The organism is Planomonospora corallina (genome assembly GCF_042650625.1).
In the GTDB taxonomy this organism is placed as follows: Bacteria; Actinomycetota; Actinomycetes; order Streptosporangiales; family Streptosporangiaceae; genus Planomonospora_B; species Planomonospora_B corallina.
Genome location: NZ_JBHSBM010000023.1, coordinates 310,119 through 328,403, shown reverse-complemented (window position 1 = coordinate 328,403; position 18,285 = coordinate 310,119). Strand labels below are relative to the sequence as shown.

Sequence of the window (18,285 nt, the reverse complement as noted above, 5' to 3'; positions counted from 1 at the left end):
GTGAGAAGGGTGTACGGCGGGCGAGACGTCATCCCGGTGGCCAGGTATTCTGGGATGAAATGCGCCAGGTTCTCGTACTCATTACCTGCCGCGGCGGGGCCTGACAGGGGCAGGCCGGCAACCCGCCGCGGTGAGCGCGGCGCGCGCCGGTCGGTAAGCCCCCTCGTCGCCGGTCCGTGATCCGGACCCGCGACCCCAGGCCCGGTCCGGATCCGCGATCGGACCCCCGGACGGCCTCCCCCCGTGCTTTCCGTTTTCCGTGCGACCGAGATGAGAATCGCCATGTACGACATGTATCCCTGGAACTCTCCCGAGGACGCCAAGGAGGAGGCCGCCGAGGCTCTCCAGGCCGCCCTGGACCGCCGCGACAACGGCGGCGCCCCGACCCGCTGAGGCGCAGGCCGCCGGGCGTCGCCCGCGGGCGACGCCCGGCGCGTCGGCTCTTGCGGGCGTTCGTCCCGCGAACCGCTGGTATGTCCAACTACTGAGACCGCTGTCCGTCCACCGGGACGGGCCGGTAAGGTGCCTGCATGAACTCGCGCAACATTCGCCTGGCGGTCATCCCCGGTGACGGGATCGGGACCGAAGTCGTGGCCGAGGGCCTGAAGGTCCTCGAAGCGGTCGGGACGAAGGTGGAGACCACCACCTACGATCTCGGTGCCAAGCGCTACCACGAGACCGGTGAGACCCTCCCGGACGCGGTCCTGGACGAGCTGCGCGGATACGACGCGATCCTGCTCGGTGCGATCGGCGACCCCAGCGTGCCCCCCGGCATCCTGGAGCGCGACCTGCTGCTCCGGCTCCGCTTCGACCTCGACCACTACGTGAACCTCCGTCCGGTCAAGCTCTTCCCCGGCGTGGAGACCCCGCTCGGCGAGGCCCGCCCCGAGGACATCGACATGGTCGTCGTGCGCGAGGGCACCGAGGGGCTGTACGCCGGGGCCGGCGGCGTGCTGCGCCGCGGCACCCCGCAGGAGGTCGCCACCCAGGAGTCGGTGAACACCGCCTACGGCGTCGAGCGCGTCGTCCGCTACGCCTTCGACAAGGCGCTCTCCCGCCCCCGCAGGAAGCTCACGCTGGTCCACAAGACCAACGTGCTGACCTACGCCGGCGACCTGTGGGCCCGCACCGTCGACCGGGTCAGCCTGGAGTACCCCGACGTCGAGACCGACTACTGCCACATCGACGCGGCCTCGATGTTCTTCGTCAACCAGCCGCAGCGGTTCGACGTGATCGTCACCGACAACCTCTTCGGCGACATCATCACCGACATCGGCGCGGCCGTCGCCGGCGGCATCGGCCTGGCGGCGAGCGGCAACATCAACCCCGACCGGACCGCGCCCAGCATGTTCGAGCCGGTCCACGGCAGCGCTCCCGACATCGCGGGCCAGGGCAAGGCCGACCCGACCGCCACCATCCTGTCGGTCGCCATGCTCCTGGACCACCTCGGCCTGGCCGAGGAGGCCGCCCGGGTCGAGCAGGCCGTCGCCGACGACCTGGTCGAGCGGCAGACCGGCTGGAGCAGCCGGACCACCCAGGAGATCGGCGACGACATCACCGCCCGAGTAGCCGGCTGACGAGCCGCCACTCCTCCTCGACCCCAAGACGCGCCCGGCGGCTCTCCTCGAGCCGCCGGGCGCGTCTTCGTGTGTCCGGGCGGGGGTGGATCCTGCCGATCACACCCTGGAATGCAGTAGTTTCCCGTTACCCGGGTCCACCGCAGAATGGACTTAAGGGTAGAGCCACCACAAAGAGAAGGATCTCCGTCATGACCACCGCTCAGAAGCTCAGCTTCGACGTGCAGCTCTCCGACCACGCGCGCACCGCGGCAGAGCGTGAGCGGGTAATGGAGAGCCCCGGGTTCGGCCAGGTCTTCACCGACCACATGATCTCGATCGACTACACCGAGGGCGAGGGCTGGCACGACGCCCGGCTCATGCCGTACGGCCCTCTCGCGCTCGACCCGGCGACCTCGGTCTTCCACTACGCCCAGGAGCTCTTCGAGGGCCTGAAGGCCTACCGGCAGCCGGGCAGCGACGCGATCGTGAGCTTCCGGCCGTACGCCAACGCCGCCCGCTTCAACTCCTCCGCCCGGCGCATGGCCATGCCCGAGCTGCCCGAGGAGACCTTCGTCGAGTCGCTGGAACTGCTCGTCCAGACCGACCGGGAGTGGGTGCCGACGACGGAGGGGCACAGCCTCTACCTGCGCCCCTTCATGATCGCCACGCAGCCGGCGCTCGGGGTGAACTACCCGTCGAAGAGCTACAAGTACATGGTGATCGCCTCCCCGGCCGCCGCCTACTTCGGCGCGAGCAAGGCGGTCTCGGTCTGGCTGTCCACCGAGTACACCCGGGCCGCGCCCGGCGGCACCGGCTTCGCCAAGTGCGGCGGGAACTACGCGGCGGCCTTCGTGGCCCAGCGCCAGGCCGTCGAGAACGGCTGCGACCAGGTGGTCTGGCTGGACGCGAACGAGCACCGCCACGTCGAGGAGATGGGCGGGATGAACCTGTTCTTCGTCTACGGCGACCGGCTGCTCACCCCCGCGCTCACCGGCACGCTGCTGCCGGGCATCACCCGCGACTCGATCCTCGCGCTGGCCGGCAGCCTCGGCCTCACCGCCGAGGAGGGGCGCATCTCGATCGAGGAGTGGCAGGAGGGCTGCGCCTCCGGCGAGCTCACCGAGGTCTTCGCCTGCGGCACCGCGGCGGTCGTCACCCCGGTCGGCTCGGTCAAGGGCGCCGACCGCGCCTGGACGATCGGCGACGGCACCCCCGGCCCGGTCACCCAGCGGATCCGCTCCGAGCTCACCGGCATCCAGTACGGCACCCGCCCCGACCCGCACAACTGGGTCCACAAGATCTGCTGACCGGTCCTCTCCCGGTCCGGGGCCCGGGGCGGCACGCCCACGGGCCCCGCAGGCCCCGGCCCCGGGCCGGCGCGCAACGTCCGGCGCGCGGCGACAGGCCCGGGAACGTCCTCGTCAGTTCTTCCGGATCATGGTGAGGCCGTCGGCCATGGGAAGCATGATCGAGGTGGTCCGGGGGTCGGAGGCGACCATGTCGTTGAAGTCGCGCAGCGCCTCCACGCCCTCGTCACGGTCCTTGGGCTGGGCGACCCGGCCGCCGCCCAGGGTGTTGTCGACGAGGATCACCCCGCCCGGGGCGAGCAGGGACATGAGGATCTCGTAGTAGACCGGGTAGTTCGGCTTGTCGGCGTCGATGAACGCCAGGTCGACGGGCGGGTCGGCGGGCAGCTCCCGGAGCCGGATCGCGGCCGGGCCGAGGCGGAGCTCGATGCGGTCGGCGAGCCCGGCCTCGTCCCAGTACCGCCGGGCCACCGTGGTCCACTCCTCGCTGACGTCGAAGCAGGTCAGCCTCCCGCCGGGGGCCAGGCCGCGGGCCAGGCAGATGGAGGAGTAACCGGTGAAGGTGCCCACCTCCACGGCGTTCCGGGCCTCGCGGATCTGGGCGATCATCGTGAGGAACCCTCCCTGAGCCGGGGTGATCTGCATGATCGCCTGCTCGCCCGCGAGCTCGCGCGTCTCCATGGCCAGCTCGTCCAGCAGCTCGTCCGGCAGGGTCGAGTGCGCGAGCAGGTACTGCCCGACCGTCGGCTCGAGATAAATCGCCTTCATCACGCCATTCTCACCGGCCACAGGTGATCTACACCGGAGGGACCCCGTCCGCGGTGGCGTGGCGCGCCGTCCGGCGGCTCCTTCCGCCCATGTCCCGGCACTGTGCCGTACGTCTCGAATGCCGAGATCAATGTGTCAGATGGCGGTCGCGTGTGGCAGACTGCAGAGCATCATGTCCTACGGTCTGCTCATTATCGGCAGGCGCGCCGGCTGAAAAGGGACACCGCCGGCGCGCAGACCTCTCACGTCCGTGAGGGGTCTTTTTGCTTTCCCGAGCCGAATGGGCGCGCGGCGACACCGCACCGCGAAGGAGATCCTCAATGACCGACGACCGCTTCCACGTCTACGACACCACGCTCCGCGACGGCGCGCAGCAGGAGGGCCTCAACCTCACCGTGGCCGACAAGCTGGCCGTCGCGCGGCACCTGGACGGCCTGGGCGTCGGGTTCATCGAGGGCGGCTGGCCCGGCGCCAACCCCAAGGACACCGAGTTCTTCCGGCGGGCTCGGACCGAGCTCGACCTGAAGCACGCGCAGCTCGCCGCGTTCGGCGCGACCCGCCGGGCCGGCGTGAAGGCAGCCGACGACCCACTGGTGGCCGCACTGCGCGAATCCGGCGCGCCGGTCGTGACGCTCGTCGCCAAGAGCCACGACCGGCACGTCGAGCTGGCCCTCCGCACGACCCTTGAGGAGAACCTCGCGATGATCCGCGACACCGTCTCCCACCTGCGTGCGGAGGGCCAGAGGGTCTTCCTCGACGCCGAGCACTTCTTCGACGGGTACGCCTCCAACCCCGCCTACGCGCTGGAGGTGCTGCGCACCGCCGCCGAGGCCGGCGCCTCGGTGATCGCGCTCTGCGACACCAACGGCGGCATGCTCCCCGACGAGCTCGCCGAGGTCGTCCACGAGGCGGTCGGCACCGGGGCCCGCATCGGCATCCACTGCCACGACGACACCGGCTGCGCGGTGGCCAACACCCTGGCCGCGGTGCGGGCGGGCGCCACCCACGTGCAGGGCTGCGCCAACGGGTACGGCGAGCGCTCCGGCAACGCCAACCTGTTCACCGTCGTGGCCAACCTCCAGCTCAAGCGGGGCTTCGACCTCGTGCCGCGGGAGGCGCTGGCCGACATGACCCGGATCGCCCACGCGATCACCGAGATCACCAACGTCACCCCGAACTCCCACGCGCCCTACGTCGGCGTCTCCGCCTTCGCGCACAAGGCCGGACTGCACGCCAGCGCCATCAAGGTGGACCCCAACCTCTACCAGCACATCGACCCGGCGCAGGTCGGCAACGACATGCGCATGCTCGTCTCCGACATGGCCGGCCGGGCCTCGGTCGAGCTCAAGGGCCGCGAGCTGGGCTACGAGCTGTCGGCGGAGACCTCGCGCGACCTGGTGGACCGGGTCAAGGAGCTGGAGTCGCGCGGCTACACCTTCGAGGCCGCCGACGCCTCCTTCGAGCTGCTGCTCCGCGACACCGTCGCGGGCGAGCGCCGGCGCCACTTCGACGTCGAGTCGTGGCGGGTGATCGTCGAGCGGACGCGCGGGGGCGAGATGGTGAGCGAGGCCACGGTCAAGCTGCACGCCAAGGGCGAGCGGATCATCGCCACCGGGGAGGGCAACGGCCCCGTCAACGCGCTGGACAAGGCGGTGCGGACCGCGCTGGAGCGGCTCTACCCGGAGCTGGCCGGGGTCGAGCTGGTCGACTTCAAGGTCCGGATCCTGGAGGGCGCCCACGGCACCGACGCGGTCACCCGGGTGCTCGTCACCTCCAGCGACGCGACGGGCGAGTGGGCCACGGTGGGCGTCGCCGAGAACGTCATCGAGGCCTCCTGGCAGGCCCTGGAGCAGGCCGTCACCTACGGTCTGCTGCGCGCGGGCCACGCGACGGACTGAGCCCGGCCCGGCTGTGGTCCCGCCCGGCTGCGGTCCCTGCGGCCCTCACCCGGTCGGTCCCCGCGGCCCCCGCCCGGCCCGCCGCGGGGGAAGGCGCGGGCCGGGCGGGGAGCGGCGTCAGGAGAGGGTCGTGCCCGCGGCCCTGAAGGAGACCGCGCCGCCGGAGGTCTCCAGGGTGACCTTGCCGCCGGAGCAGGAGACCGAGGGGGCGCCGGTGCCGGGCACCACCACGGTCAGCAGCCCGCCGGCGACGTCGGGGGAGACGACGGCGGGGGCGGCCTGCTTCTTCAGGTAGGCGGGGGAGACCCAGCCCTGGAAGGGGCTGCTCGAGCCGCGGACGACCTTCTGGCCGCCGACCGCCTTGCAGGACGGCATCGCGAGCTGGACGAGCGTCGCCTTCCAGCCGGTCTTGTCCTTGACCACGACCTGGCCGCCGCCGTTCGAGACCACCGACAGGTCCGCGGAGAAGTGCCAGAGGGAGCGGACCTTCGAGCCCGGGGGCACCGTGTCGAGCACGGCCATCACGTCCTCGCCGTGGTTGACCAGGACCGAGCGGGTGCGCGGCACGCCGTACGCCCGGTCGGTGAGGCGGAAGCTCTGCCGGCCGTCCTTGACCGACGACTTCGTCAGGGCCGTCGCGGCCCTGGGGCGGAAGCGGGCGCCGGCCACGACCGGGACGTTGTGCGCCTCGGGGGACATCGTCCAGTGGCGGTAGGCGTTGTCCTCGTAGGAGTGGAAGCCCACGTCGACCAGGACGTCGCGGCCCTGGGCGTAGTAGGTGACGCCCAGGTGGTCCTCGTGGCCGTGGTACTTGGTGCCCGGGCCGAACCGGACGGAGTAGAACGCCGACTCCGGCTTGCCCCAGTCGGTCCGGCCGTACACGTAGCCGTTCCGGTAGACCTTCACGGTCTTCTTCGGGGTGTCGTAGCCGGCCGGGCGCACGTCGGCGCCGCCGTCGCCGATCGGGACCATGAAGCCGTTGGGCTGGGTGGAGTGGGCGACGAAGGTCTTGAGCGCCTCCCAGCGCCTCTCGATCGCCGACGGCACCTTCCGGCCGCACGCCTCGATGTTGTCCATCGCGACCTTGAGCCGGTCGTGGACGTAGACCGCGTAGCGGGGCGCCTGCTCGCGGAGCGCGCCCTGGGAGTCGACGTCGAGCTCCACGGTCTCGGTCAGGCGGCGGATCGCCAGGGAGGTCCACGCCTCGCGCCCGTAGCGGCAGCCGATGCCGAGCAGCGCGATGTCCTGGTCGATGCCGTGGTTGTGGCCCTTCTCGTACAGCTTCGGGTCCGACAGCATCGCGGCGTGCTCGGCCAGGCTCTTCGTCAGCCAGGACTCCTTGACGTGCTTGCTCAGGCAGACCAGCGCGGGGGCGCGCAGCGCGATCGGGTGCTCCTGCCAGGCGTACGGGCTGCCACCGCCGCGGCGCGGGTTGTCCTTCACCCAGTCCCGGGCGATCTCGGTGGCGCGCTCCAGGTAGGCCCTGTCCCCGTTCGTCTCGTAGTCGGCGACGAGCCGGCCCATCCAGCGCAGGGAGTGGAAGACCATGCTCCACGAGCGGTTGCGGTAGGGGTCGGTCCGCCAGTCGACGTCCCTGCCCACCTTGACGGCGGGCAGGTCGAGGAAGGACACCTGCCCGGCCATGACGTCCGGCCCGGTCGGGGTGGCGGGCAGCCAGTCGCCCTGGCACTCGGCGGTGCGTTTGACCGCGCCGCCGGTGCCGGCCGCCTCCGCTGTGCCGAGGGTGCCGCCACCGGACAGCAGCAGGGCGGTGGACAGGACGAGTGCTCGTGTGCGGGGGCGCACGCCAGTTTCCTTCCGGGGCAGGTGGGGTAGGGAAGAATGCTTGGGCAGCATCCCATCGACATCCCGCCGAACCGGTCAAGCTGGGAGGACTTTTCCCAGGGCATCGTTAGCAACTAGATGCACGGACCCGGCCGGCCGCACGGGGCGCGGCGGGCCGGGTCCGGTCCGTCACGCGCGGGCGGCGGCCTCCTGGCGGGTGCTCGCCCAGATGCTCGGCCGCGGCAGCGGCTCACCGGCCCGGACGGCGGCGGCCCACTCGGCGGTGGTGGCCACCGCGGCGAAGTTGGAGGCCATCACCACCAGCACGTGCTCGTGCACCTGCCGGGCGGACAGGCTCCCCGCCGGGGTCGCCAGCGCGACGGTGCCGGTCGCGTCCGACAGGAACTCCACGGCCAGGCCCCGGTGGAAGGCGTCGCGGGCGGTGGACTCGTCGCAGTTCTGGGTCATGTACCCGGCCACGGTCAGCGTGTCGACGCCCCGCTCCTCCAGCCACCCGCCCAGGTCCGTCCCGGCGAAGGCCGAGGCCGTCGCCTTGTCCACCAGGTGGTCGTACGGCCTGCCCGCCACCTCCTCGCGGAGCTCCCAGCCGTGCCCGCCGGAGCCGAACAGGGGCGAGGAGGCGGGGGAGGTGTGCCGGACCACGACCACCGGGACGCCGTGCTCGCGGGCGGTGTCCATGGCGGTCAGCACGGCCGCCAGGCTCTCCTCGCGCGGCGGATGGGCGATCGGGAGGTCGCCGGTGAAGTACTCGTTCTGCACGTCGATGACGACGAGGGCGCGTCTCATGCGCTCAAGCCTGGCGGCGGGGGCGGGTCCGGTGTGAGGGCGCCGTCGGCCATCCACCGCGGGATTCACGCCAGCGCCCCGGCGGGGGGACCGCCGAAGGCGCTCCGGTAGGCGGCGGGCGAGATCCCCACCCGGCGGCGGAAATGGGGCCGCAGCGCCACCGCCGAGGCGAAGCCCGCACGGCGGGCGATCCGCTCGACCGGCTCGTCGGTCGTCTCCAGCAGCCGCTGGGCGTGCAGGACCCGCTGGTGGAGCAGCCACTGGGCGGGGGTCGTCCCGGTGGCCTGCCGGAACCGCCGGTCGAAGGTGCGCCTGCTCATCAGCGCCCGCGCGGCCAGCGCGTCCACGGTCAGCTCCTCCTCCAGGTGGCGCAGGGCCCAGTCCAGGACGTCGCCGAGAGGATCGCCGGTGGCGGGGGCGGGGACGGGGTGGTCGATGTACTGCGCCTGGCCGCCGGCCCGGTGCGGCGGCGTGACCAGGCTCCGGGCGATGGTGCCGGCCACCCGCGTGCCGTACGAGCGGCGCACGAGGTGCAGGCACAGGTCGATGCCGCCGGTGCTCCCGGCCGAGGTGAGGATGTCGCCCTCGTCCACGTAGAGCACGTCCGGCCGGACCTCGACGCGCGGGTGCATGGAGGCCAGCAGGTCGGTGTAGCGCCAGTGGGTGGTGGCCGGGCGTCCGTCCAGCAGACCGGTGGCGGCCAGCACGAACGTGCCCAGGCACAGGGAGACGACCGTCGCGCCCCGGGCGTGGGCCCGGCGCAGCACGTCCAGCGCCTCCGGCGAGGGCGGGCGGGGCGAGAGCGGGCTCCGCCAGGTCGGCACGATCACCAGGTCGGCGTCCTCGGCCGCCGCCAGGCCGTACGGCGCGTCGAGGGTGAGCCCGGCGTCCGTGCGCACCGGGCCGCCCTCGGCGGCCACCGCCCGCACCTCGAACTCCGGAGTCCCGGGACGGCGCTCGCCGAAGACCGCGATCGGCACCGACGCCTCGAACAGCGGGATCTCGTCGAAGAGCAGCACCGCGACCGTCGAGAAAGGCGCCGGGGGCGTGAAGAAGGCCGGGGAGGCCGGGGACGTGCTCGCCGGAGGGGTCTCCGCGGGGGAGGACATGGCGTGATCCTATCGGCGGGTGGCGTCCCGGCCACTCGTCCGGCCGGCCCGGTCCGGACATCCTGGGCACATGCGACTCGACGAGATCACCGTTCCCGGCACGTCCGCCTGCCGTACCGCGCTGGAGGCGGCCACGGCCTACTGCTCGCCCTCCCTGCTCAACCACTCGGTCCGCGCCTACCTCTGGGCGGCGGCCTACGCCCAGGCCCGCGACATCGCCTTCGACGCCGAGCTGCTGTACGTGGCGGCGATGTTCCACGACATCGGGCTGGTCGCGGAGTTCGACAGCCACACCGTGCCGTTCGAGGAGGCCGGCGGCCACGTCGCCTGGGTCTTCGCCGCGGGCGCGGGCTGGCCGGTCGAGCGCCGCCGCCGGGTCTCGGAGGTGATCGTGCGGCACATGTGGGACGAGGTGGACGTGGCCGCCGACCCCGAGGGGCACCTGCTGGAGCTCTCCACCGCGCTGGACATCTCCGGCCGCGGGCCCGGGGACTGGCCCGCGGAACTGCGGGCCGAGGTCCTCGGCCGGTACCCCCGGCTGGAGATCGGCAAGGAGTTCACCGCCTGCATGCTGGACCAGGGAGAGCGCAAGCCGGACAGCCTCGCCGGGGGGTTCGTGCGCAGCGGCATCGCCGGGCGCATCGCCGCCAACCCGCTGGAGCGCTGACCGGCCCGGGAACGGTCAGGACTTCGGAGCCGCGCTCTGCACGACCTCGAACGACCAGATCTCGGAGCCGGAGGCGGCCGGACCGCCCTGGCCGTGCCCGTGACCGTGCCCCTGCCCCTGCCCCTGCTCCTGCCCGTGGCCGTGACCGTGGCCCTGTGCGCCCGCCTCGGCGGCGGCCTGGGCGTGCCCCTGCTGGAACGCCCGGCTCTCGGTCCAGCGCTGGAAGTCCTCCTCCGAGCGCCAGCGGGTGTAGACCAGGTAGCGGTCGGTGCCCTCCACCGGGCGGAGCAGTTCGAACCACTCGAACCCGTCGGCCGACTCCACGAACCCGGCCCGGTTGGCGAAGCGCTTCTCCAGCTCCTCGCGCATCTCCGCGGGCACCGTGAGCACGTTCATCTTCACAACGGACATGAGGTCTCCTTCCGGAACGTCTTCCGATCACCCTACGGTCCTCCCTCCCGCCGCGCCGGGAGCGACTCCGCGGCCGTACGCCGCGGCCGGCGCCGTGACGGTCCTGGGATCCCGCACGGGGAGCGGCCCGGGAGAGCCGGGCGCGGGGGAGGTCCGGCGGGAGCCCGAGCGGCACTAGCCTTGTCCTGTGCGTATAGCGAGGTTCTCCACAGGCGACGGTGTCGGATTCGGGGTGGTCGAGGGCGGCCCCGGTGAGGAGTTCGTCTCGGCGGTCTCCGGCCACCCGTTCGGCCCGATCCAGTTCACCGGTGAACGGCACGCGCTCAGCGACGTCAGGCTGCTGGCGCCCATGCTGCCCAGCAAGGTCGTCGCCATCGGCAGGAACTACGCCGAGCACGCCCGTGAGATGGGCGGCGAGGTGCCCGAGGAGCCGCTGTTCTTCCTGAAGCCGTCCACCTCGGTGATCGGCCCCGGGGAGGCCGTCGCCTACCCGGTCGGGCTCTCGCAGCGGGTCGACCACGAGGGCGAGCTGGCCGTGGTGATCGGAAGGCTCTGCCGGGAGGTCCCCGTCGAGCGGGCCCACGAGGTCGTCTTCGGCTACACCTGCGCCAACGACGTCACCGCTCGTGACCTGCAGAAGAAGGACGTGCAGTACACCCGGGCCAAGGGCTTCGACACCTTCTGCCCGCTCGGCCCGTGGATCCAGACCGAGCTCGACCCCGCCGACCTGGGCATCACCACGAAGGTGAACGGCGAGGTCCGGCAGAGCTCGCGCACCTCCAAGCTCATCCACGACATTCCCGCGCTGATCGCCCACGTGAGCGCGGTCATGACCCTGATCCCCGGCGACGTGATCCTCACCGGGACGCCCGAGGGGGTCGGCCCGCTCGAGGTCGGGGACGAGGTCAGCGTCAGCATCGAAGGTATCGGCACTCTCAGCAACAGGGTGGTCTCCCGGTGATCAGGGTTCGTTTCGCTCCGTCGCCCACCGGCATGTTCCATGTCGGCGGCGCCCGTTCGGCGCTGTTCAACTGGGCGCTGGCCCAGCAGTCCGGTGGCCGCTTCGTACTGCGCGTCGAGGACACCGACGCGGCGCGCAACCGGCCCGAGTGGACCGAGGGGATCCTCTCCGCCCTGGCCTGGATCGGGATCAGCGACGAGAGCCCGGTCTTCGAGGGTCCCCACTTCCAGTCGGAGAACGAGCCGCGGCACCGCGAGGCCGTCGCCAAGCTGCTCGCCGACGGCAAGGCGTACTACTGCGACTGCACCCGGGACAAGCTCGAGGAGCGCACCGGCTCGCAGCACAAGGGCTACGACGGCTTCTGCCGTGACCGGGGCCTCACCGAGGGCGCGGTCCGCTTCCGCACCCCCGACGAGGGCGTCACCGTGGTGGACGACGTGATCCGCGGCCGGGTGGAGTTCCCCAACGACGCGCAGGAGGACTTCGTCATCGCGCGCAGCGACGGCTCGCCGCTGTACGTGCTGGCCAACGCCGTCGACGACATCACCCAGGGCATCACCCACGTGGTCCGGGGCGAGGAGCACCTGGCCAACGCCCAGCGCCAGGAGCTGCTGTGGCCCGCGCTGGGCGCCGAGCCGCCGGTCTGGGCGCACCTGCCGGTCATCGTCAACGAGCAGCGCAAGAAGCTCTCCAAGCGCCGGGACAAGGTGGCCCTGGAGTCCTACCGCGAGGAGGGCTACCTGGCCGAGGCGATGGTGAACTACCTGATGCTGCTCGGCTGGGGCCCCGGCGAGGACCGGGAGATCATGCCCTGGTCGGAGATGATGCCGCTGTTCAAGCTGGAGGACGTCAACTCCGCCAACGCCTTCTTCGACGAGAAGAAGCTGCGGGCCTTCAACGGCGAGTACATCCGGGCGCTCCCGCTGGACGATTTCATCCGGCGCTGCGAGCCGTGGCTCGACCCGAGCTGGGACCGGGCGACCTTCGCCGGGATCGCCGAGCTGGCCCAGACCCGCGTCTCGGTGCTCTCCGAGATCAGCGCGAACGTCGACTTCCTCTTCCTGGACGAGCCGTTCTTCGACCAGGCCTCCTGGGACAAGGCGATGAAGGGCCCGGCCGAGGAGATCCTGGCCGGCTACCTCGCCCGCCTGGAGACGGCCGAGATGACCGCCGAGGCGCTGAAGACCGCCCTGGAGGAGGTCGGCGCGGAGCACGGGCTCAAGCTCGGCAAGGCCCAGGCCCCCGTCCGGGTGGCGATCACCGGGCGGACGGTCGGCCTGCCGTTGTTCGAGTCGATCGAGGCGCTCGGCCGGGAGCGCTCGGCCGAGCGCCTGCGCGCGGCGCTGACGCGCCTGCGAGGCTGAGCGCGGCCCCGGCCGCCATCGCCAGCCAGACGCCGCTCGCCCCGAGCGCGGAGGCGAGGAAGGCGGCCAGGGGCAGCTGGACCGCGAAGCCCGCCAGCGTGGCGGTGAGCAGCCGGCTGCCCCTGCCCTCGGCCTGGAGCGTGCCGCCGAGCGCGATCAGGCCGCCGAACGGGACGAGGTAGAGCGTCATCCAGCGCAGGAAGTCCACGGCCGCGGCGGCCACTGCGGGGTCACCGGTGAACAGCCCCGCCGCGGGCGCCGCGACCGTGTTGAGCACGGCGGCGACCGCGGCCCCGGCGGCCAGGCCGTACCGGAGCACCGGCCCGGCCCGGCCGGTGCGGGCGGTGCGGATCAGCGCGGCCTGGCGGAGCGCGTAGAAGGCCATCACCCCCGCCAGCATGACCTTCGTGCCGATGCCGTACCCGGCCAGCGCCGTCACCCCGAGCCCGCCCACGATGTCGACCATGAGCAGGCCGGCCAGGGACCTGGCCAGGAAGTCGCCGGACATGGGCAGGCCGGTGCGGAGGATCTCCGCGGCGTGCGCCCGGGCCGGGGGCTCCGGCGCCGTGGGCGCCCGGTCCGCCCGCTCCCCGGCCACTCGGGCCGTCGGGGCTTCCCGATGCGCGTCCGCCCGCTCCGCCGCTCCTCCCGCGGCGGGCACGGCGCAGGACGTCCGCCGCCGGAGCAGGGTCAGGGAGACGGCGAGGGTGACCAGCCGGGCCAGTACGGTCGCCAGCGCCGCGCCGGGCACACCCAGTTCCAGGCCGTGGATGAGCAGCGGGTCGAGGGCGATCACCAGCGCGTTGCAGAGCAGCGCGTTGCGCATCGGGGTCCTGGTGTCCCCGAAGCCCTTGAAGACGCCGTCGGCCAGGGACTGCGCGTAGAAGACCGGGACCCCGGCCATGGAGACCAGGAAGAAGCCGGCGGTCAGGGCGGCCGTCGCGGCGTCGTCGGTGAACAGGCCGGCGAGCGGTTCGCGGAGCGGCACGCCGCAGGCCGCCACGGCGAGGCCGGTCGCCGCGCACAGCAGCCACGCCGTACGGACGACCGGGGCGGTGGGGAGCCTGCCGTCGCGCCGGCCCACCAGGACGGTGGTTCCCGTGGTGACGGCGAGGACCACGCCCAGCACGAGGTTCTCCACGGTGGTGGCGATCGTGACGGCCGCCACCGCCCGCTCGCCCAGCCCGGAGACCCAGAGCAGGTCGATCAGGCCCACGGCGACCACGGCGGTCAGCAGTTCCACGTAGACGGGCAGGGCGAGGCGGATCAACGCCATGCTTTACCTCGATTCGATATAGCTCGTTTAGAGGTATAGCGTTACGATGCGCCCATGGCAAGCGGTGACCTGGCCCTGTCGATCCTGGGCCTGCTCGGTGAGGGGCCCAAGCACGGCTACGAGCTCAAGGCCCGCATCCATCAGCTGAGCGGCCACCTCCGCCCGGTCAGCGACGGCGCGCTCTACCCTGCCATCACCCGGCTGGAGAAGGCGGGGCTGCTGGAGCGGCACGAGGAGGAGGGTGCGGCCGCCGCCCGGCGCCAGGTGCTCACCCTGACGGACGCCGGCCGGGCCGAGCTGCTGCGGCGGCTCCGGGAGCCGGACGAGTTCGACATCAGCGACCAGACCCGGTTCTTCGGCCTGCTGACCTTCCTGTCGCAGCTCCCCGACCGCGCGGACCAGGCCAGGGTCCTCCGCCGCCGCCTCGACTTCCTCCAGGCGCCCGCGAGCTTCTTCTACGCGGACGGCCGGCCGCAGCGGGCCGAGGAGGTCTCCGACCCGTTCCACCGCGGCATGCTGCTGATCGCCCGCGCCACCGGCAGCGCCGAGAAGCAGTGGCTGCGGGAGGCGATCGCGGCGCTGGAGTCATGAGGGCCCGGGGGAGGCGGGAGCCCCCGGGGGTCGCGGCCGCCCGGACCAGGTCCTCCGGCCTGGCCGGGCCGATCGGCGGGAGCCCCCGGGCCCGCGGCCGATCGAGGGCCGGGGGCTCCCCGCCTGAGGATCAGACCAGCAGGCCCCGCCGCTCCAGCAGGGGCTCGATGCGCGGGTCGCGTCCGCGGAAGTCGCGGAAGGCGTCCATCACGTCCCTGGAGCCGCCCACCGACAGCAGCGTGGCGCGGAAGTGGTCGCCGTTCTCCCGCTTCAGCCCGCCGTTCTCCTTGAACCACTCGACACTGTCGGCGTCGAGGACCTCGCTCCAGATGTAGGAGTAGTAGCCGGCGCTGTAGCCGCCCACGCCGGAGGAGAAGACGTGCGCGAAGTAGTTCGTCCGGTAGCGCGGGCGGACCAGCTCGAAGGCGATCCCGGCGCGCTCCAGGGCCGCCGCCTCGAACGCCTCGGCGTCCTCGACGGTCTCGCCCGGGGCGAGCTTGTGCCAGGCCCAGTCGAGCAGCGCGGCGGCGAGGTACTCGACGGTCGCGAAGCCCTGGTTGAACTTCTCCGCGGCCCGCATCTTCTCCAGCAGCTCCGCCGGGACGGGCTCGCCGGTCTCGTGGTGGCGGGCGAAGCCCTCCAGGATGGAGGGCCAGGTCGCCCACATCTCGTTGACCTGCGAGGGGTACTCCACGAAGTCGCGCGGGACCGAGGTGCCGGAGACGCGCGGGAAGCGCACGTCGGAGAAGAGGCCGTGCAGGGCGTGGCCGAACTCGTGGAAGGCGGTGTTGACCTCGTCGAAGGTCAGCAGCGTCGGGCCCTGCGCGGGCTTGGTGACGTTGAGGTTGTTCATCACCACGGGCCGCTCGCCGAACAGGCGCGACTGGTCCACGAGGTTGTTCATCCACGCGCCGCCCCGCTTGGTGGGCCGGGCGTAGGGGTCGAGCAGGAACAGGCCCAGCGGCGCGCCGCCGGCGTCGGCGACCTCGTAGACCCGGACGTCGGGGTGGTAGCCGATCAGGTCGGTCCGGTCGGTGAAGGTCAGGCCGTACAGCTCCGTGGCCGCGCGGAAGACGCCGTCCCTGAAGACCCGGTCCAGCTCGAAGTAGGGGCGCAGCTCGGAGCTGTCGAAGTCGTAGCGGGCCTTGCGCACCTTCTCGGCGTAGAACGACCAGTCCCACGGCTCGATGGGGAAGCCGGCCTGCTCGCTCAGCGCCTCGGCCTCGCGCCGGGCGTTGGCCACCGCCGGGCCCGCCAGCTTGCCGAGCATCTCCTCGACGGCCTCGGTGGTCTTGGCGGTCTGGTCGGCGACGGTGTAGGCGGCGTGGCTGGGGAAGCCGAGCAGGGCCGCGCGTTCGGCGCGGAGCGCGGCCAGCCTGGTGGCCAGACCGAAGTTCTCCGGCGCCCGGTTCACCGAGAGCTCGTACAGCTTCCTGCGGGTCTCGCGGTCGGTCAGCTCGGCCAGGGCCGGCTGGTTGGTGAAGTTGAGCAGCGGCAGGACGTACCCGCCGTCCTTCTTGATCGCTTCCAGCGTGCTCTCGGAGAGCCCGTCCAGCTCCTTGGCGTCCTTCGCGACCAGGGCCGAGGCGGTGCCGGCCGTCAGCAGGTTCTGCGCGAAGGTCGTGGCGAGCGTGGTGAGCTCCTCGTTGAGGGCGCGCAGCCGCTCCTGCTCGTCCTCGGACAGCTCGGCGCCGGCGCGGACGAAGTCCTCGCGGTACTTCTCCAGCAGCCAGGCCTCCTCGGGATCGCCGGTGGAGACCTGCTTGATCCGCGCGTAGAGGGCGCGGTCGAGGTGGATGGCGTCGGAGTGCTTGGTCAGCCGGGGGGAGATCTCCTTCTCGATCGCCCGGATGCCGTCGGTCGCGTCGGAGGCGGCGAGGCTGAAGAAGACGGTCGCGACCCGCTTCAGGATCTGCCCGGAGCGCTCCAGGGCCTCGATGGTGTTGGTGAAGGTGGGGGGCTCGGGGTCGTTCGCGATCGCCGCCACCTCCGCGAGCTGGTCGGCCATGCCGCGCTCGAACGCCGGCAGGTAGTGCTCCTCGCGGATCTCGGCGAAGGGCGGCAGCCGGTAGGGCAGCGGGCTGGGGGTGAAGAACGGGTTCGACGCGTCCGACGGGCTCGACGGGCTCGATGGGCTCGATGGGCTCTCAGCCAAGGCTCGGGCTCCTCACATGCGGGTGGATCTCCGAAATCAGCGTTACACAACCCCTTCCCGCCGGGTACTCCGGTGTCACGGATTCGGCTCAGGGCCGAGCGGGGGCAATCGTTTTGGTCCTAGTCCCCAAGGTGGGCTATTCTTTCGGAGTCGCCAGGGACGACCGAGAGGAAAGCCCGAAGCGGTGGGGTATGGTGTAATTGGCAGCACGACTGATTCTGGTTCAGTTAGTCTAGGTTCGAGTCCTGGTACCCCAGCTACGACCTCTCTTCCGAGGTCGTTACGGATCCGGTCCACCGGATCCGGCGACAGCAGGCACGGTCCCGTCGTCTAGTGGCCTAGGACGCCGCCCTCTCAAGGCGGTAGCGCCGGTTCGAATCCGGTCGGGACTACCAGCTGTCACCCTCGCAAGGCTCCGTCGTCTAGTGGCCTAGGACGCCGCCCTCTCAAGGCGGTAGCGCCGGTTCGAATCCGGTCGGGGCTACCACGCAGGACCCCTGGAAGCATCCGCTTCCAGGGGTTTTCGCTTTTCCGGCCTCGAACCCTTGATTGGATAGTAGTGCTGCCCAATAATTGGGAAGTGTCGCTATCCAAGGAGGTTCTGATGATCACTCTGCTGGCCGACGGGCGCGAGGACACGATCGAGGGCCTGGTCCTGCCGTACGGCACGGCGGTCCTCGGCTGGGAGCGCAAGCCGCACGGCTGGTGCCGGGGCGAGGCGTGCCTGCCGGCGTTCCGGGCCGCGGCGGCCGAGACCGGCGAGGGGGTGGACCTGGTGGCCTTCGCGGGACTGCTCGGCAGGCAGACGGTCGTGGACGCGGGCGAGGGCGTGGTGGCGGTCGGCGAGCCCGTCCTTCCGGCCCCGGACCGGGCCCCGGAGTTCGGCCCGCTGCCCGGCCTGCGCGGCACCAGGGTCGCGCTGGTCTTCTGGGCCTCCTGGTGCGGCTGCCGCTACGACCTGCCCGCCTGGGAGGCGCTCCACCGCGAGCTCGGCGGGTACGGCTTCAGCGTGGTCAGCGTCTCCCTCGACCGGGATCCCGGTCACGCCCGCGAGTGGCTCGAGGGTCTCACCCACCCGGCGGTGGTCGACGCCGACGGCCGGATCGCCGAGCTGTACAACGTGGTCAATGTGCCGACCGTGGTCTGGATCGAGCCCGACGGCCGCATCGCCCGCCCGCAGGACACCATGACGGCCACCGACACCTTCCGGTCGATGAACGGCCTGTCGGCGGAGCGCGCCACGGCGGCCCTGCGCCGGTGGGTGGTCGAGGGGGAGTCCGGGGCGGACACGCGCGAGCTGCGCGCCCCCACCGAGGAGGAGCGGCTGGCCCGGCTGCACGCCCGGGTGGCGGCGTGGCTGCTGCGCGCGGGCCGCGACGAGGCGGCCGGGCGGCATCTGGCGCGGGCCGCCGGGCTGGCCCCGCACGACCTGGCCATCCGGCGCGGCCTCATGCCGCTGGCCGGGGTGGACCCGTTCGGGGAGGAGTACTTCAGGCTCCGGGAGGAACTCCAGGCCGCGGGCATCCCGATCTACCGGCCGCTGCCCGACTGGCAGGAGAGCGCCTGACGGGCGCCGGGGGGTGCCCGGACGGCCGGGCTGCGGGAAGGGGAACGCCCGGCCGCCCCG

The 18,285-nt window shown here is 72.2% G+C and carries 15 protein-coding genes and 3 tRNA genes; 11 read left to right on the top strand and 7 right to left on the bottom strand.

Annotated features, from left to right (window positions below; all coding sequences use genetic code 11):
- The first annotated feature begins 530 nt into the window (after positions 1-530).
- Both ACFOWE_RS20795 and ACFOWE_RS20790 read left to right on the top strand, forming a co-directional pair.
- The gene (locus ACFOWE_RS20795; RefSeq protein ID WP_377290279.1) at positions 531-1,577 is read left to right on the top strand and encodes a 3-isopropylmalate dehydrogenase; all 1,047 of its coding nucleotides are present in this window, start codon (positions 531-533) and stop codon (positions 1,575-1,577) included.
- 191 nt (positions 1,578-1,768) lie between these two features.
- The gene (locus tag ACFOWE_RS20790; protein WP_377290277.1) at positions 1,769-2,866 is read left to right on the top strand and encodes a branched-chain amino acid aminotransferase; all 1,098 of its coding nucleotides are present in this window, start codon (positions 1,769-1,771) and stop codon (positions 2,864-2,866) included.
- A 114-nt stretch (positions 2,867-2,980) separates the two neighbouring features.
- Here ACFOWE_RS20790 and ACFOWE_RS20785 read toward each other — a convergent pair whose 3' ends face one another.
- On the bottom strand, positions 2,981-3,634 hold the full coding sequence (locus ACFOWE_RS20785) for an O-methyltransferase (RefSeq protein ID WP_377290275.1): 654 nt from the start codon (positions 3,632-3,634) through the stop codon (positions 2,981-2,983).
- A 320-nt stretch (positions 3,635-3,954) separates the two neighbouring features.
- On the opposite strand from ACFOWE_RS20785, the gene cimA reads away from it, so the two are divergent.
- Positions 3,955-5,532 (top strand): citramalate synthase, encoded by a 1,578-nt coding sequence (cimA, locus tag ACFOWE_RS20780; protein WP_377290273.1) that lies wholly within the window; start codon positions 3,955-3,957, stop codon positions 5,530-5,532.
- Between the two features lie 117 nt (positions 5,533-5,649).
- Here the strand turns inward: cimA and ACFOWE_RS20775 are convergent, their stop codons facing one another.
- The 3 genes from ACFOWE_RS20775 to ACFOWE_RS20765 form a co-directional block, all read right to left on the bottom strand.
- Positions 5,650-7,338 carry a heparinase II/III domain-containing protein gene (locus tag ACFOWE_RS20775; RefSeq protein WP_377290271.1) on the bottom strand — a complete coding sequence of 563 codons (1,689 nt, stop codon included), beginning with the start codon at positions 7,336-7,338 and terminating at the stop codon, positions 5,650-5,652.
- A gap of 168 nt (positions 7,339-7,506) precedes the next feature.
- A complete protein-coding gene (locus tag ACFOWE_RS20770) occupies positions 7,507-8,124 on the bottom strand; it encodes a cysteine hydrolase family protein (RefSeq protein ID WP_377290269.1) in 618 nt (205 codons plus the stop codon).
- 65 nt (positions 8,125-8,189) lie between these two features.
- Positions 8,190-9,233: a GlxA family transcriptional regulator gene (locus ACFOWE_RS20765; protein WP_377290267.1), complete on the bottom strand. Its 1,044-nt coding sequence runs from the start codon at positions 9,231-9,233 to the stop codon at positions 8,190-8,192.
- A gap of 70 nt (positions 9,234-9,303) precedes the next feature.
- Here ACFOWE_RS20765 and ACFOWE_RS20760 point away from each other — a divergent pair, with 70 nt between their 5' ends.
- Positions 9,304-9,900, top strand: a complete 597-nt coding sequence (locus ACFOWE_RS20760; RefSeq protein ID WP_377290265.1) for an HD domain-containing protein — start codon at positions 9,304-9,306, stop codon at positions 9,898-9,900.
- A 15-nt stretch (positions 9,901-9,915) separates the two neighbouring features.
- On the opposite strand, the gene ACFOWE_RS20755 is transcribed toward ACFOWE_RS20760, so the two are convergent.
- Positions 9,916-10,311 (bottom strand): antibiotic biosynthesis monooxygenase family protein, encoded by a 396-nt coding sequence (locus ACFOWE_RS20755; RefSeq protein ID WP_377290263.1) that lies wholly within the window; start codon positions 10,309-10,311, stop codon positions 9,916-9,918.
- 187 nt (positions 10,312-10,498) lie between these two features.
- Here ACFOWE_RS20755 and ACFOWE_RS20750 point away from each other — a divergent pair, with 187 nt between their 5' ends.
- The gene (locus tag ACFOWE_RS20750; protein WP_377290261.1) at positions 10,499-11,272 is read left to right on the top strand and encodes a fumarylacetoacetate hydrolase family protein; all 774 of its coding nucleotides are present in this window, start codon (positions 10,499-10,501) and stop codon (positions 11,270-11,272) included.
- Positions 11,269-12,636: a glutamate--tRNA ligase gene (gltX, locus tag ACFOWE_RS20745; RefSeq protein ID WP_377290259.1), complete on the top strand. Its 1,368-nt coding sequence runs from the start codon at positions 11,269-11,271 to the stop codon at positions 12,634-12,636. Before ACFOWE_RS20750 ends, gltX begins: the two co-directional genes overlap by 4 nt.
- Here gltX and ACFOWE_RS20740 read toward each other — a convergent pair.
- Entirely contained in the window at positions 12,530-13,912 is a 1,383-nt protein-coding gene (locus tag ACFOWE_RS20740) for an MATE family efflux transporter (protein ID WP_377290257.1), read from the bottom strand. The genes gltX and ACFOWE_RS20740 overlap by 107 nt on opposite strands.
- A 54-nt stretch (positions 13,913-13,966) precedes the next feature.
- Here ACFOWE_RS20740 and ACFOWE_RS20735 point away from each other — a divergent pair, with 54 nt between their 5' ends.
- Entirely contained in the window at positions 13,967-14,503 is a 537-nt protein-coding gene (locus ACFOWE_RS20735; RefSeq protein WP_377290255.1) for a PadR family transcriptional regulator, read from the top strand.
- A gap of 130 nt (positions 14,504-14,633) precedes the next feature.
- On the opposite strand, the gene ACFOWE_RS20730 is transcribed toward ACFOWE_RS20735, so the two are convergent.
- A complete protein-coding gene (locus ACFOWE_RS20730; protein WP_377290253.1) occupies positions 14,634-16,658 on the bottom strand; it encodes a M3 family metallopeptidase in 2,025 nt (674 codons plus the stop codon).
- A gap of 185 nt (positions 16,659-16,843) precedes the next feature.
- On the opposite strand from ACFOWE_RS20730, the gene ACFOWE_RS20725 reads away from it, so the two are divergent.
- The 4 genes from ACFOWE_RS20725 (at position 16,844) to ACFOWE_RS20710 (ending at position 18,225) form a co-directional block, all read left to right on the top strand.
- Positions 16,844-16,915 (top strand) — tRNA-Gln (locus tag ACFOWE_RS20725).
- 62 nt (positions 16,916-16,977) lie between these two features.
- Positions 16,978-17,053 (top strand) — tRNA-Glu (locus ACFOWE_RS20720).
- 16 nt (positions 17,054-17,069) lie between these two features.
- Positions 17,070-17,145 (top strand) — tRNA-Glu (locus tag ACFOWE_RS20715).
- A 117-nt stretch (positions 17,146-17,262) separates the two neighbouring features.
- A complete protein-coding gene (locus tag ACFOWE_RS20710; protein ID WP_377290251.1) occupies positions 17,263-18,225 on the top strand; it encodes a redoxin domain-containing protein in 963 nt (320 codons plus the stop codon).
- The last annotated feature ends 60 nt before the right edge of the window (positions 18,226-18,285 follow it).